The 14,317-nt window shown below is 73.0% G+C and carries 12 protein-coding genes and 1 tRNA gene; 9 read left to right on the top strand and 4 right to left on the bottom strand.

Annotated features, from left to right (window positions below; translation table 11 throughout):
• Window positions 1-3: 3 nt before the first annotated feature.
• Window positions 4-1,173 (bottom strand): sulfotransferase family protein, encoded by a 1,170-nt coding sequence (locus BKA05_RS12420; RefSeq protein ID WP_179531705.1) that lies wholly within the window; start codon window positions 1,171-1,173, stop codon window positions 4-6.
• A 22-nt stretch (window positions 1,174-1,195) separates the two neighbouring features.
• Here BKA05_RS12420 and BKA05_RS12415 point away from each other — a divergent pair, with 22 nt between their 5' ends.
• Window positions 1,196-1,654, top strand: a complete 459-nt coding sequence (locus BKA05_RS12415; RefSeq protein ID WP_218842398.1) for a nuclear transport factor 2 family protein — start codon at window positions 1,196-1,198, stop codon at window positions 1,652-1,654.
• A gap of 22 nt (window positions 1,655-1,676) precedes the next feature.
• Here the strand turns inward: BKA05_RS12415 and BKA05_RS12410 are convergent, their stop codons facing one another.
• Window positions 1,677-2,639 (bottom strand): SDR family NAD(P)-dependent oxidoreductase, encoded by a 963-nt coding sequence (locus BKA05_RS12410; protein ID WP_343045656.1) that lies wholly within the window; start codon window positions 2,637-2,639, stop codon window positions 1,677-1,679.
• A gap of 60 nt (window positions 2,640-2,699) precedes the next feature.
• Window positions 2,700-2,776: transfer RNA gene (locus BKA05_RS12405), tRNA-Arg, on the bottom strand.
• Between the two features lie 93 nt (window positions 2,777-2,869).
• Here BKA05_RS12405 and BKA05_RS12400 point away from each other — a divergent pair.
• The 3 genes from BKA05_RS12400 to BKA05_RS20325 all read left to right on the top strand — a co-directional run bounded on the left by BKA05_RS12400 (window position 2,870) and on the right by BKA05_RS20325 (window position 5,949).
• Window positions 2,870-3,250, top strand: a complete 381-nt coding sequence (locus tag BKA05_RS12400; RefSeq protein ID WP_246290260.1) for a response regulator — start codon at window positions 2,870-2,872, stop codon at window positions 3,248-3,250.
• A 262-nt stretch (window positions 3,251-3,512) separates the two neighbouring features.
• Window positions 3,513-4,631 (top strand): cytochrome P450, encoded by a 1,119-nt coding sequence (locus BKA05_RS20330; protein ID WP_179531702.1) that lies wholly within the window; start codon window positions 3,513-3,515, stop codon window positions 4,629-4,631.
• A 1-nt stretch (window position 4,632) separates the two neighbouring features.
• A complete protein-coding gene (locus tag BKA05_RS20325; protein ID WP_179531701.1) occupies window positions 4,633-5,949 on the top strand; it encodes an ATP-binding protein in 1,317 nt (438 codons plus the stop codon).
• Between the two features lie 12 nt (window positions 5,950-5,961).
• Here BKA05_RS20325 and BKA05_RS12385 read toward each other — a convergent pair whose 3' ends face one another.
• The gene (locus BKA05_RS12385) at window positions 5,962-7,332 is read right to left on the bottom strand and encodes an aminopeptidase P family protein (RefSeq protein WP_179531700.1); all 1,371 of its coding nucleotides are present in this window, start codon (window positions 7,330-7,332) and stop codon (window positions 5,962-5,964) included.
• 70 nt (window positions 7,333-7,402) lie between these two features.
• Here BKA05_RS12385 and BKA05_RS12380 point away from each other — a divergent pair, with 70 nt between their 5' ends.
• The 5 genes from BKA05_RS12380 (at window position 7,403) to ettA (ending at window position 14,286) form a co-directional block, all read left to right on the top strand.
• Window positions 7,403-8,536, top strand: a complete 1,134-nt coding sequence (locus tag BKA05_RS12380) for a PrsW family intramembrane metalloprotease (RefSeq protein ID WP_179531699.1) — start codon at window positions 7,403-7,405, stop codon at window positions 8,534-8,536.
• Entirely contained in the window at window positions 8,533-10,281 is a 1,749-nt protein-coding gene (locus BKA05_RS12375; RefSeq protein WP_246289796.1) for a dynamin family protein, read from the top strand. Before BKA05_RS12380 ends, BKA05_RS12375 begins: the two co-directional genes overlap by 4 nt.
• Window positions 10,282-10,341: 60 nt before the next feature.
• Window positions 10,342-11,982: a GTPase gene (locus BKA05_RS12370; RefSeq protein WP_179531698.1), complete on the top strand. Its 1,641-nt coding sequence runs from the start codon at window positions 10,342-10,344 to the stop codon at window positions 11,980-11,982.
• 160 nt (window positions 11,983-12,142) lie between these two features.
• Window positions 12,143-12,568 carry a single-stranded DNA-binding protein gene (locus BKA05_RS12365; RefSeq protein WP_179531697.1) on the top strand — a complete coding sequence of 142 codons (426 nt, stop codon included), beginning with the start codon at window positions 12,143-12,145 and terminating at the stop codon, window positions 12,566-12,568.
• Between the two features lie 35 nt (window positions 12,569-12,603).
• On the top strand, window positions 12,604-14,286 hold the full coding sequence (gene ettA / locus BKA05_RS12360; RefSeq protein WP_179531696.1) for an energy-dependent translational throttle protein EttA: 1,683 nt from the start codon (window positions 12,604-12,606) through the stop codon (window positions 14,284-14,286).
• The last annotated feature ends 31 nt before the right edge of the window (window positions 14,287-14,317 follow it).

Raw genomic sequence — 14,317 nt, 5'->3', positions numbered from 1 at the left:
ATGTCAGTACTGACAAAAAGGATTCTCCCGCGCGAACCGCTCCGCGATGGCCGCCGGGGTCAGTCCGAAGTCCTCGGCCGTGTACGCCGGGCGGCGCGGGTCCGGTGGGCGCCGGTCCAGCCAGGCGCGCATGGAGGCCTGCGCCCGGTCGGTGAGGTGGGTCCCGAGATCGTCGTGCACCCGCGCGACCTGGGGCCAGGGGTCGGCCACCACGGCACGGAAGGCGATGTCGGTGACCCTCGGTGCGGTGGCGTCCCGCGCCCAGCGCTCACGGGTGTCGAGGGCGCGGTCGTGGGTCCATCCCATCCGCTCCAGCCACTCGCGGCCGATGCGCTGCGGGTCGACCGTGTCGCTGTGCATGCGGTGCAGCACGGTGTTCAGGCTCGCCCCCGAGGGAATCGTCTCCTGCGGGTCGCGGTGCAGGTGTACGAGGTGCAGGCCGGGGAAGCGGGCGCGCAGGGTGTCGAGGTAACCCAGGTGGGCGGGCGTCTTGAGGACCCACCTGCCCACGGGCTCGCCGCGCAGGCGCTTCTGCCACTGCAACAGCTGCAGCACCAGGTGCAGGTGGTCGTAGGCGGGGGTGAGGTCCTGGGTGTCGAGCCACGCCCGGTAGTCGGGGACGTGGGCGCCGGACTCGGGCACGTGGGAGAGGAACGCGTCGGCGAGGAAGACGATCTCCTCCTCGGCCTCCAGGGCGTGCATGGGGTGGATCGCGAAGAGCTCCGGTGCGTGCTCGCGCGTCTGGGCCTCCCGGGCCAGTCCGCGTTCGATGCGCGGGGCGGGGTCGGCCGGATCGGTGTCCAGCGGGGGAGCGGCCTCGAGGACCTCCCAGCCCGCCGCGGCGCAGCGGGCGGGGTCGGCCGCGAGCAGTCGCTGCACGAGCGTCGTGCCGCTGCGCATCATGCCCACGACCACGATCGGGTCCTCGACGCGCTCGGTGAGGATCTCCGGGTGGCGGCGCACCCACTCCTGCGTGCGCAGGCGGGTGCGCAGCGAGTGGACGAGTCCGGCGCGCAGGATCCAGCGACCCACCTCCGACAGCGGCGCTGCGTCGTACGCCGCACAGAGCACCCCGAGCGGTTCGCGGAACCCGGTGTCACCGAGGTCCTCGACGCCCTCCTTACGGCGGGCCTCGGCGACCAGGGTGTCGACGTCGAACGTCAGTACTGACATGTCGGCACCCTATGCTGCCGGCGTGCCCACCAGCAGCGCTGACAGCGCCCGCCAGATCGAGAACCTCCTGCACACCTACGCCGAGCTCATCGACGCCGGTGACCTCGACGGCGTGGCCGACCTCTTCGCGCACGGCCGCATCCACGGCGAGGAGGGCGGCGGTCCGGAGACGGTCTTCGAGGGCCGGGAGGGGGTGCGCAAGCTCTACGGCTTCAGCACCCGGATCTACGAGGACACCGGTACGCCGCGGACCAAGCACGTGACCACCAACGCCATCATCGACGTCGACGAGGAGTCCGGCACCGCCTCCTGCCGCTCCTACTTCACCGTCCTGCAGGCCACCGACGCCCTCGCGCTGCAGCCGATCATCGCCGGCCGCTACCGCGACACCTTCCACCGCCCCGACGGCACCTGGTGGTTCGAGAGCCGCACCATGCACGTCGACCTCGTCGGAGACCTCTCGCACCACCTGAAGTGGTAGCCGAGAGGTCGCTGGCGCACGGTCAGCGCAGCGCGTCGACCCCGGTGAGCTCGGCCGACCAGGCCCAGAGGCGAGCCGCCTCGGCCGGGTCGACGGCCCAGCGTCGTACGCCGTGGTCGCCCAGGCCCTCGCCGTCGACCAGCGGCGCCACCTCGCAGTCCTCGAGGTAGGCACCCGCTCGGTCGGTCAACAGGTCGGAGGTCGCGGCGAAGGCGGCCGTGGCCGCGCCCTGCTCGGGGGTCTTGAACGACGGGACGACGAGGTTGCCATCGGCGTCGGTGAGCAGCACGTCGTCCAGGTCGGCCTCGGTGAGGTGCTTGCCGAGGTCGGTGAGGATGGCGCCGGGGTGCAGTGAGTACGCCGCCACGCCGCTCTCCGCGAGGTGGACCGCGAGCAGTGCGTTGGCCGACTTGGACTGCCCGTAGGCGCGCCACTTCGCGTAGTCCTGCTCGAACATCGGGTCCTCCCAGTGCATCCCGCCGTGGTGGTGACCGAGCGAGGACACGCTCACGACCCGGCCGCCCGGGACGAGGTGGGGGAGCAGCCGGTTGACCAGCGAGAAGTGCCCGAGGTGGTTGGTGGCCAGCTGCAGCTCCCATCCCTCGGGCGTCCGGGTCTCGGGGCAGGCCATCACGCCGGCGTTGAGGACCAGCAGGTCCAGCGGCCCGTCGAGCGCCTCGGCGAGGGTGGCCACCGACTGCTGCTCCGACAGGTCGAGGGCGGCCACCGTGGCGCCGGGGACGTCGGCGAGTGCCTCGCGGGCCACCTGCGGTCGACGCGCGGGCGCGAGGACCTCGGCCCCCGCCTGGGCCAGCGCGCGCACCAGGGCGAGCCCGATGCCGGCGTACCCGCCGGTGACGAGGGCGCGCGCGCCGCTCAGGTCGACGCCGGAGAGCACCTCCTCGGCGGTGGAGGTCGCACCGAACGGCGAGCCCACCGGCCGCTGCCGCAGGGACGGGATGTCAGCACTGACGTCATGGGTCACGAGGGCCCACCTTGGTGGGTCCGCATGCGCGAGGGCAACCCCTGGGATGGTGTCCGGGTGTGGCACCCCCGGCAGGACTCGAACCTGCGACCAAGTCATTAGAAGTGACTCGCTCTATCCAGCTGAGCTACGGAGGCTGGGCGCGCCAAGGCTATCTCCCAGATGCCGGGACCACGGTGACGGGGAGCGCGGTCCGGAGTCGGCGACGGTAGTCTTCGCCCGTGGACGAGATGACGACGACGCCGGGCCGCCGGCTGCGGTTCCTCGTCGTCGACGACACCGACGACATCCGCGAGGTCATGACCCGGATGGTCGAGCGGCAGGGCCACCTCGCCGACCAGGCCGTCGACGGCGTCGAGGCCGTCGAGGCGCTGCAGCAGACCCGCTACGACCTGATGCTGCTGGACCTGTCGATGCCGCGGATGACCGGCGAGGAGGTCGTGCGCTGGGTCCAGCAGCACCCCGAGCACGCCGTCGGGCTGCGGGTCGTCGTGGTCAGCGCCTGGGCCGGCGACAAGCGTCCGGTGCTCCAGGAGCTGGGCATCACCGACGTGCTGCCCAAGCCGTTCCGGCGCCAGCAGCTCGAGCAGCTCATCGCCGAGTCGCTCTGAACGCAGCCGCGACGCCGCGCCCGCCCGGAGGTCGACACGGCCGGTCGGACGGCCTGAGCCGGTTCTTTACCCCATCTCCCGGTGGACGTGGTCACGACGATGTCAGCAGGGGTATCCTGCGCTGGCCGGTCGGGGAGGGAGGCCGCCCGGCCCGGGTCGCCCGGTCTCGGGGGCTCGGACGACCAGTGCGCAAGGGAGGTATGTCCATGCTCGCGAAGCTCCGTGCACGACGGGCCGCTCGACAGCTGTCCGCGGTCTACGCGTGGCGCCCGACCCCCTGAGGTCGGCCACCACCACGGACGACACCGCGGCGATCGGGCGCCTCGGTGCCGTCCTCGCGGCTCGCGGCCGTCCCGGCCCGGTCGCCCTCGGGCCGCACGGTCCCCACCTCGTGACCTCGGTCGCCGACACCCGTCGCGTGCTGACCGACGCAGAGGTCTTCCGGTTCCCCGTCGACGTGACCCGCCGCGCCACGACCGGCGAGCACGCCATGGTCGCGCGGCTGCGCCCCGAGCAGGTCGCCCGCGGCACGCGGACCTTCGAGGCCGAGCTGTCCCGCGCCACGACCGGCTGGGACGGCGGTGGTGCCGACGACGCGATGGAGGTGCTGCGCCTCCCGGTGGCCCGCTCCACCACCGATGCGGTCCTGGGTCCCCTCGAGACCATGTGTCGTGACCACGTCGCCGACCTTGTCCTCGACTGGGTCGACTCCCTGGCCCCGATCATCGCCGCCACCCGACCGCCGCGACGCTGGTCCCGCGCGCGCCGCGAGGAGCGACGCGCTCGCACCGCGCTGGAGCGCAGCCTCGAGGACCTGCGGGTCGAGCAGCCGACGGTCAGCGCCGTCGAGCTGGCCGCCGGGGTGCAGGTGCCGATCGCCGCCGGGGCCTGGCTGCTGGTGCTGCTGGCCCAGCACCCGCAGGCGGCGGCCGCTGCCCGCAGGCACGACCTGGCCGTCGAGGTCGCGTGGGAGACGCTGCGGCTGCGGCCACCCACCTGGGTGACGGCCCGGATGACCGCGCGCTCGGTGAGCCTCGAGCGCGGCACGCTGCCCGCCCACGCGGTGGTCCTGGTCAGCCCGCTGCTGCTGGGTCACCTCCCCGACCTGCTGCCGTCGGGCTCCGCCGGGCCCGAGGTCTTCGACCCGCAGCGGTGGGTGGGCGGGGACGTCCGTCCGGGCTCGTGGCTGCCCTTCGGTGCAGGGCCGCACGCCTGCCCGGGGCGCAGCCTGGGGCTGGCGCAGCTCACCGCCTTGGCCCGGTGGGCGGCGGATCGGCATGTTGTGCTGACGGAGCCCGCGCGCATCGACCAGACTAGGGGCATCTTCCCCTCCCCGGCGCTGCTGCGCTGCGGGGCGGTTCCTTCATCCCCCGAGGAGTGATGTGCCCCCCGCACCGGCTGAGGGTCTCCAGGAGCTGACGGACGACGTCGGCGTCTCCGCCGAGGCCGCGGCCCTGTCCCGACGGCTGCTGGTGGCCGAGGAGTCGGTCTCGGGTGCGTGCGAGCTCATCGCCACGCACTTCCTGGGCTCCGAGGAGGTGGAGATGGTCGTGGTGGCCCTGACGCTGACGCCTCCGGCCGACCGCGAGGCGTGGCTGCACCTCGGTGACCGGGTGTGGTTGCGGGAGTGGGTGTGCCCGGGGTCCCCGTGCCACTCGGTCCCGCGCGGTGAGGGTCCCGAGGGGGCCCTGACCATGCCCTACGTCTCCCAGCAGGCGCGCGACGAGATCGTGGCGGTCCCCGACCGCGACCTGCTGCCGCCCGAGGGGGCGAAGGACCGGGACGAGCTCGAGCAGTGCGATACCGCGGCGATCGTGACCTGCGCGCTCCAGCGCGACGCGATCATGTACGGCAGTCTCTCCATCGGCCGCAGCACGCCCGGGCGCTGGTCGGCGCAGCTGCTGGCCGACTACCGCCTCATCGTCGCGACGCTCGCCGCCCGCCTCGCCTCCCAGCACAGCCGACTACTGCTCACCGACGCGCTGGCCAACGGCGACCAGGCACGACAGCAGCAGCAGCAGTTCTTCGCCACCGTCGGCCACGAGCTGCGCACGCCGCTCTCCACGATCATCGGGTACGCCGAGCTGCTGACCGACCAGGCGGAGCGCCAGCCTGCCGGGGAGTTCGCCGAGGAGGTCGGTCGCGACGCCGGCCACGTCCTCACCGCCTCCGAGCACCTGCTGGCCGTCGTCGAGGACCTCCTCGGCACCGGCCGGCTGCTCGGCTCCGAGGACTCCCGCCGGGCCGTCGAGGTGGCCGGCGCCGTGGCCGACGTCCTGCACTGGCACCGGGTGCCGGCCGACCGGCACGGGGTCACGGTCGCCAGCGTCGTACCCGACGGGTTGACGGTGCTGGCGCGTCCCGCCGGTCTGCGCCAGGTGCTGACGAACCTGGTGGGCAACGCCATCGTGCACAACCGAGCCGGGGGCACCGTCGAGGTCGGTGCCCAACCCCTGGTGGGGGAGGGCGGTCAGTCGCGGGTGCGGGTGACGGTCCGCGACACCGGTCGCGGGCTGAGCCCCGTGCAGCTGCGTTCGGCGTTCGAGCCGTTCGTGCGCTTCGCCGGCCCGTCGGTCAAGGGCACCGGCCTGGGCCTGCCCCTGGCCCGCACCGTCGCCGAGCGGGACGGCGGCGAGATCGGTGCGGTCTCCACGCCGGGTGAGGGCTCGGTCTTCTGGGTCGACCTGCCCGCCGGCTGACGGGCCGTCGGGTCAGCGGATCCGCTGACCCATCCACGCCTCGACGGCGTCGGCGGTGCGCGGCAGGGACGCGGAGAGGTTCTCGTAGCCGCCGGCGGTGACGAGGATGTCGTCCTCGATGCGGATGCCGATGCCGCGCAGCTCCTCGGGGACCAGCAGGTCGTCCTCCTGGAAGTACAGCCCCGGCTCGACGGTGAGGACCATGCCCTCGGCCAGCGTGCCCTTGGCGTAGGCCTCGGGAGCGGCCTGGCCGCAGTCGTGGACGTCCATGCCGAGCATGTGGCTGGTGCCGTGGAGGGTCCAGCGTGCGTAGGTCTTGTTGTCGTCGGCCAGCGACTCCTCGGCGCTGACCGGCAGCAGCCCGAGGTCCTCAAGGCCGTGGGCCAGCACCCGCATCGCGGCGCGGTGCGGGTCCTGGAAGGCGGCACCCGGGCGGACCGCCTCGATGCCGGCCTCCTGGGCCTGCAGCACCAGCTCGTAGAGGTCGCGCTGCAGCGGGGTGAAGGTGCCGTCGACGGGCAGGGTGCGGGTGACGTCGGCGGTGTAGAGGTTGTGGCCCTCCACGCCCATGTCGACCAGGACGAGCTCACCGGGGGTGATCGCGCCGGAGTTCTCGATCCAGTGCAGGGTCGTGGCGTGCTTGCCGCCGCCGACGATGGAGTCGTAGCCGATGTCGTTGCCCATCGTGCGGGCGCGGCGGAAGAAGGTGCCCTCCAGCCAGCGCTCGCCGTAGCGCAGGACGTTGTCCCAGTCGGCGACGGCGTCCTCGAAGCCCAGCGTCGTCGCGTCACACGCCGCCTGCAGCTCGTCGACCTCCCACGCGTCCTTGACGAGCCGGAGCTCGGAGGCCACCCGCGCGAGGTCGCCGTCGGTGGTCAGGTCGCGGGTCTTGGTCGAGGTGGAGCCCAGGCGTGCCTCGAGCTCGTCGACGTGCCGGACCTCCAGGCCCAGGGAGTCGGAGATCTCCTTCAGCGAGGGCCGGCGCCCCGCCCACAGCTCGCCGTACTGCCGGTCGCGGAAGAACTCGTCGGTCTCGCGCGAGGACCGCGGCCGGGCGTAGAGCACGCCCTCGCCGTCCTCGACCACGAGCACGGCGTCGGAGGTGAGGTTGCCGGAGAAGTAGGCGTGCGCGGTGTCGGCGCGGAAGCGGTAGTCGGTGTCGTTGGCGCGCACCTTGTAGGTGCCGGCCGGCAGCACCAGTCGCTCACCGGGGAAGGCCTCACCGAGGCGGGCCCGCCGCTGCGCCGCCAGGTCGGCGACCGGGTGCCGGGGGAGGTCGAGCTCGCGGTCACCCCAGCCGGTGCGCATGAAGGCGGCGTAGGCCTCCGGCACCGCCGGGTCGTGCGACTCGGTCCGGGGCTCGGTCTGCGGGTCCTCGCTCATGGCGCCACTGTACGTCGGCGCCTGCGACTGGGGTGAGGGGCGCGGGTCGACGGCCGATAGGCTCGTGGCCATGGTCAGGACACGTCGCCAGGGAGTCGCGTTCACGGTCGTGGTGACCGTGCTCGTGGCCCTCGGGGCCCTGCCCATGCTGCTGATCCTGGCCCTCGCCGGGGCTCCCGGCTCGGTGCTGCTGGCCACCGTCCTCGCGGCCCTCCCGGTGGGGCCGCTCGTCGGCTGCTACCTGTGGCTGGACCGGTACGAGCCCGAGCCGAAGTCGCTGCTGGCCCTGGGCCTGCTCTGGGGCGGGTTCGTGGCGACGGCGGGCGCGCTGCTGGTGCAGGGCATCGGCGGGCTGGTGATCGGCGTGAGCGAGGTGGCCAGCCTGGCGATCGTCGCCCCCCTCACCGAGGAGGCCGGCAAGGGCGCTTTCCTGGTGCTGCTGCTGTGGCTGCGGCGCGCGGAGCTCGACGGCATCCTCGACGGCATCGTCTACGCCGGCATGGTCGGCATCGGGTTCGCCTTCGTCGAGAACATCCTCTACCTCGCCGCGGCCTACGACGGCACCGACGGGATGGGGCCGGGCGGCACCGAGGCGGTCACCGCGACGTTCGTCGTGCGCTGCCTTTTCAGCCCCTTCGCCCACCCGCTGTTCACCACCTTCATCGGCATCGGGGTCGGCATCGCGGTGACCAGCCGCTCCGGCGCCGTCCGGTTCCTGGCCCCGCTAGGGGGATACGTGCTGGCGGTGCTCGCGCACGGACTGTGGAACGGCTCGACCGTCTTCGGTCTCGGGAGCTTCGTCGTGGTCTACCTGGTGCTGATGGTCCCGGCGCTGGTGGGCATGTTCGCGCTGGCCTTCTGGGCCCGGCGTGCCGAGCAGCGGATGCTCGGGGCGGCCCTCGGGGACGCCGCCCAGCGCGGTCTGCTCCCCGCCACCGACATCGGCTGGGTCGTCGACCTGCGGGCCCGACGCACGGCGCGGGCCTTCGCCCGACGGCACGGTGGGCGGGAGGGCGAGCAGGCGATGCGGGTCTACCAACAGGCAGCGATCGAGCTCGGATTCCTGCATCATCGCTACCTGCGCGGCACTCCTCCGCCAGACTTCGCGGTGCGCGGCCAGGAGCACGTCCTCCGGATCAGTGCCGTGCGCCCATCCATCGCTTTCCCCGGACAGGTGGTCCCGACCCGCATGAGTGCCCGATGAGCGCCCGCCACGAGGCCTCGACCGACGTCGGCGCCGGTGACGCCCAGATGATCACCGCGCTCGTCCGTCTGCGGGGTGCGCTGCAGGCTGCCACCTTGCCGCTCGACCTGCCCGGCGTGGAGGAGGTGCGCACCTCCCACGGCGAGATGGTCGACCAGCTCGAGGACTACGTCATCCCGCGCGTGATGACCGTCGACGCCCCCCTGCTGGCGGTGGTCGGCGGGTCGACCGGTGCCGGCAAGTCGACGCTGGTCAACACCCTGGTCGGGCACCGTGTCACCGCGTCCGGCGTGCTGCGACCCACGACCCGCTCGCCCGTGCTGGTCCACCACCCCGACGACGGCCACTGGTTCGGCCAGGACCGGCTGCTGCCGGACCTGCGCCGGGTCGAGCACGCGACCAACGACCCCGACTGCCTGCAGCTGGTCGCCTCGGAGACGATCCCCCAGGGGCTCGCGGTCCTCGACGCACCCGACGTGGACTCCGTCGACGAGCAGAACCGTGCGCTGGCCGCCCAGCTGCTGGCGGCCGGCGACCTCTGGCTCTTCGTCACCTCCGCCGCCAGGTACGCCGACCAGGTGCCGTGGACCTTCCTCAAGCAGGCCGCCGACCGCTCGACCGCGGTGGCGATCGTGCTGGACCGCACCGCTCCCGAGGCCGTCCACACCGTCTCCACGCACCTCGCCCGCATGCTGGCCGCGCGCGGGCTCAAGGACTCCCCGCTCTTCGTCGTCCACGAGGGCGCCGTCGACGACGAGGGCCTGCTGCCCGCGGCGAACGTCGCGGAGGTCCGCGGTTGGCTGGAGTCGCTGGCCGAGGACTCCGGTGCCCGCTCGGCGGTGGTCAAGCAGACCCTCGACGGCGCGATCCGCTCCCTCACCCACCACGTGCACCCCGTCGCCGACGCGGCGGCGGCCCAGGTCGAGGCCGCCGAGCACCTGCGCCGCCTCAGTGACCAGGCCTACTCCGACGCGCTGGCCCGCGCCCTGCAGGCGACCTCGGACGGCACGCTGCTGCGGGGGGAGATCCTCGCCCGCTGGCAGGAGTTCGTCGGCACCGGTGAGCTGCTGCGCTCCCTGGAGACCAAGGTCGGCTGGCTGCGGGACCGGGTCGTGGGTGCGGTCAAGGGCAAGCCCGCCCAGGCCGAGCGGGTGACCGTCGCGGTCGAGTCGGGTCTGGAGCTGCTGGTGCTCGAGCACGCCGAGGAGGCCGCGGAGGCCGCGGAGCGGGCCTGGCGCCAGCTCGAGGCCGGCGTGAGCCTGCTCGCGACCGGTGGGCCGGACCTCGGCCGAGCCTCGCGCGACCTGCGCCGACGTGCCGAGCGCGCGGTCCGCGAGTGGCAGGGCGACGTGCTGGAGATGGTCCGTGCCGAGGGGGAGGGCAAGCGCACCACCGCCCGGTTCCTGGCGCTGGGCGTCAACGGCCTGTCCGTGGCGCTCATGGTCGTGGTCTTCTCCCACACCGCGGGTCTCACCGGGGCCGAGGCCGGCATCGCCGGTGGCTCCGCGGCGCTGGGCCAGAAGCTGCTCGAGGCGGTCTTCGGCGACCAGGCCGTGCGCGGCATGGCCGAGCGCGCCCGGCAGATGCTGGAGGAGCGGGTCACGGGCCTGTTCGCCACCGAGCAGGCGCGATTCACCGCGCTGGTCGACGGCCTGGGCCTGAGCAGCGACGCCCCCGAGGCGCTGCGCGCGGCGGCCCGTCGCGTCGACGACGTGCGCTTCTCCAGCGCCCAGCGCGAGCACTGAGCCCGGCGACCCCCTAGGGTGTGGGCCAGCACCACGACGGGTCGAGCGGGTTGGGGGATCATGACGTCCTTGCTGGAGGGGGCCAAGAAGCTGGTCACCCGGGGCACTGACACCGGGGCCCGGCTCGAGGGCCTGGGTGTCGCCGCCGAGGCGGCCCGGGGTCGCCTCGACGACGAGCTGGTCGACCGCGCCGCGACGGTGGTCGAGCGCGGCACCAGCCGGTTGCGGCTCAGCGCCCACCACACGGTCGTCGGGATCGCCGGGGCCACGGGCTCGGGCAAGTCCTCCACGTTCAACGCCCTGACGGGCCTGGAGCTCTCCGCCGTCGGCGTACGCCGCCCCACGACGTCGTGGGCGACCGCCTGCGTCTGGGGCACCGAGGGGGCCGGCGAGCTCCTGGAGTGGCTCGGCATCCCGCCGCGGCACCAGACCACCCGGGACTCCATGCTCGACACCCGCCGCGAGAGCAACGCGCTCGAGGGCGTCGTGCTGCTCGACCTCCCCGACCACGACTCCACCGAGGTCGCCCACCACCTCGAGGTCGACCGGCTGGTCGCCCTCGCCGACATGTTCGTGTGGGTGCTCGACCCGCAGAAGTACGCCGACGCGGCCATCCACGACCGCTACCTCGCGCCCCTGCGCACCCACGCCGACGTCATGGTCGTGGTGCTCAACCACATCGACACCGTCCCCGAGGACCGTCGCGACGCGATGGTCGACGACGTCCGGCGGCTGCTGGCCGCCGACGGCATCCCGGACGTGCCGGTGATGCCGGTCTCGGCGCGCCACGGCATCGGCATCGACCGGTTGCGGAGCGAGATCGAGCAGCGGGTGGCCGACAAGCGGATGACCGCGGGGCGCATCGAGGCCGACGTCCGTGCCGCGGCCGCCGAGCTGCGCGCCGCCGCCGGTGACGCCCCGACCCGTGCCCTGTCCGAGGAGCGGGTCGCGGCCCTGGAGTCCGCGCTCGCCCGAGGCGCCGGCGTGCCGGCGATCGTCGAGGCGGTGGAGCGTTCCACCCGGTGGCGCGCCGGGCGCGCCACGGGATGGCCGCTGGTCTCCTGGGTCGGTCGGTTCCGACCGGACCCGCTGAAGAAGCTCGAGATCGACCTGGGCGCCGACTCGAAGGCGCTGCGCGGGCAGGGCGGCTCCACCCCGCAGGCCACCGCCGTGCAGCGGGCCACGATCGACGCCGAGGTCCGCTCGCTCGCCGACGACGTCTCCGAGGGGCTCGCGCCACCGTTCGCCGAGTCGGTCCGACGCGCCTCCACCGCGCGGCTCCCCGAGGTGGGGGACCGGCTCGACGACGCGCTGCGTGCCGTCGACCTCGACGCCGAGCGGCTGCCCGTGTGGGCCGGTGGCGTGCGGGTGCTGCAGTGGCTGCTGGTGCTGGCGGCCCTGGTCGGCGGGGCCTGGAGCATCGCCGCGATGGTCTCCGGCGGCCTCGGCGACCTGCCGCGGGTGGCCGGGATCGCGCTGCCGCTGGTGCTGCTCGGCGGCGGTGTGCTGCTCGGCGTGCTGCTGGGCCTGGTCTGTCGTGGGCTGGTCTCCGCGACCGCACGCTCGCGGGCGTCCGCCGCCGACACCAGGCTGCGCGCGGCCGTCTCGGAGGTCGCCGCCGAGCTCGTGGTCGCCCCCGTGCAGGCCGAGCTGACGGCGTACACCGCGCTGCGCACGGGCCTGGACCGCGCCCTGGCCTGACGTCGGGCACGCCCGGCACCACCGGGCACCATCGGGTACGCCTAGTCGCCGGCCCGCCCACGAGCCGCGGACCGTCCACAGCGACTGCTCGCGACGTGGTCGCCCCCAGGCTGCTGCCGCTGCGGCCCGTGCCGTCCCGGTCCGCGGCAGGCTCTGGCCCGTGGGGACGCCCGTCCCCGAGGAGGAGGACGCCGTGCTCAACGACACCCTGGTGACCATGGAGGGATGGCTCGGCAGCAACGTCACCGTCCGCCAGGCGGGTGGGGCCAGCGTGGCCAGCTTCCGGCTGGCCGCGACCCCGCGCCGCTTCCACGCCGCGAGCGGGCAGTGGAGCGACGACACCACGCAGTGGTTCACCGTCAACGCCTGGCGAGCGCTGGGGGAGGGCTGCGCCGCCTCCCTGCGACGCGGCGACCCGGTGGTCGTCGTGGGTCGGCTGCGGGCCTCGACGTGGACCAACGCGCAGGGGGTGCAGATGACCTCCTTCGAGGTCGACGCCCAGGTGGTGGGCCACGACCTCAACCGTGGCACCAGCGAGTTCACACGCACCTCGCGCCCGGCCGGCGAGGAGGGGCAGGCCGCCTGAGTCCCGGTCGGTGCCCGTGGGTAGGCTCGCGGACCATGGCGGAATATGTCTTCACCCTGCGCAACGTCCGCAAGGCCCACGGTGACAAGGTCGTCCTCGACAACGTCACCCTGTCGTTCCTGCACGGCGCCAAGATCGGCGTCGTCGGCCCCAACGGCACCGGCAAGTCCACGCTGCTGAAGATCATGGCCGGCCTGGAGCACGCCAACAACGGTGACGCGATCCTCGACCCCGAGGCCACCGTCGGGATGCTCCAGCAGGAGCCGCCGCTGACCGAGGGCACCACGGTCCTGGAGAACGTCCAGGAGGCGGTCGGCGAGATCAAGGCGAAGATGGACCGGTTCAACGAGATCGGCGAGCTCATGGCCGAGCCCGACGCCGACTTCGACGCCCTGATGGCCGAGATGGGCGACCTGCAGACCGACCTCGACAACGCCAACGCCTGGGACCTCGACTCCCGCCTCGACCAGGCGATGGACGCGCTGCGCTGCCCCCCGCCCGACGCGATCGTCGACACCCTCTCCGGTGGCGAGCGCCGTCGCGTGGCGCTGTGCAAGCTGCTGCTCCAGCAGCCGGACCTGCTGCTGCTCGACGAGCCCACCAACCACCTCGACGCCGAGTCGGTGCAGTGGCTGGAGGGGCACCTGGCCAGCTACCCCGGTGCCGTCCTCGCGATCACCCACGACCGGTACTTCCTCGACAACGTGGCCCAGTGGATCCTCGAGCTCGACCGGGGCAAGACCCACCCCTACGAGGGCAACTACTCCACCTACCTGGAGACCAAGAAGGACCGCCTCAAGATCGAGGGGCAGAAGGACGCCAAGCGTGCCAAGATGCTGGAGAAGGAGCTGGAGTGGGTCCGCTCCAACCCCAAGGCGCGCCAGGCCAAGTCCAAGTCCCGTCTCGCGCGGTACGAGGAGATGGCCGCCGAGGCCGACCGGATGCGCAAGATCGACACCTCCGAGATCAACATCCCCGCGGGTCCGCGCCTCGGTGACGTCGTGCTCGAGGCCAAGGAGCTGACCAAGGGCTTCGACGGCCGCACCCTCATGCACGACCTGTCGTTCTCGCTGCCGCGCGCCGGCATCGTCGGTGTGATCGGCCCCAACGGCGTCGGCAAGACCACGCTGTTCCGGATGATCACCGGCAACGACGAGCCCGACGAGGGCGCCCTGGACGTCGGGCAGACCGTGAAGATCTCCTACGTCGACCAGAGCCGTGGCGGTATCGACCCGAACAAGAACGTCTGGGAGGTCGTCTCCGACGGCCTGGACTTCATCAAGGTCGCCAACTTCGAGATGAACTCCCGGGCCTACGTCGCCTCGTTCGGCTTCAAGGGCCCGGACCAGCAGAAGAAGGCGGGAGTGCTCTCCGGCGGTGAGCGCAACCGTCTCAACCTGGCGCTCACGCTGAAGATGGGCGGCAACCTGCTGCTGCTCGACGAGCCGACCAACGACCTCGACGTCGAGACGTTGTCCTCGCTCGAGGACGCGCTGCTGGACTTCCCGGGCTGCGCCGTGGTCACCTCCCACGACCGGTGGTTCCTCGACCGCGTCGCCACCCACATCCTCGCCTGGGAGGGCGACGACGAGGACCCGGCCAAGTGGTTCTGGTTCGAGGGGAACTTCGCCGCCTACGAGGAGAACAAGATCGAGCGGCTCGGCGCGGAGGCGGCGCGGCCGCACCGCGTGACGCACCGGCGGCTCACGCGGGACTGACGGTCCGGCTGTTCCCGCCAGCGACTGGGTC

Source organism: Nocardioides marinus, from assembly GCF_013408145.1.
Lineage (GTDB): Bacteria > Actinomycetota > Actinomycetes > Propionibacteriales > Nocardioidaceae > Nocardioides > Nocardioides marinus.
The sequence above is the reverse complement of the archived record's forward strand: the minus strand, read 5'-3'. Positions and strand labels throughout refer to the sequence as shown.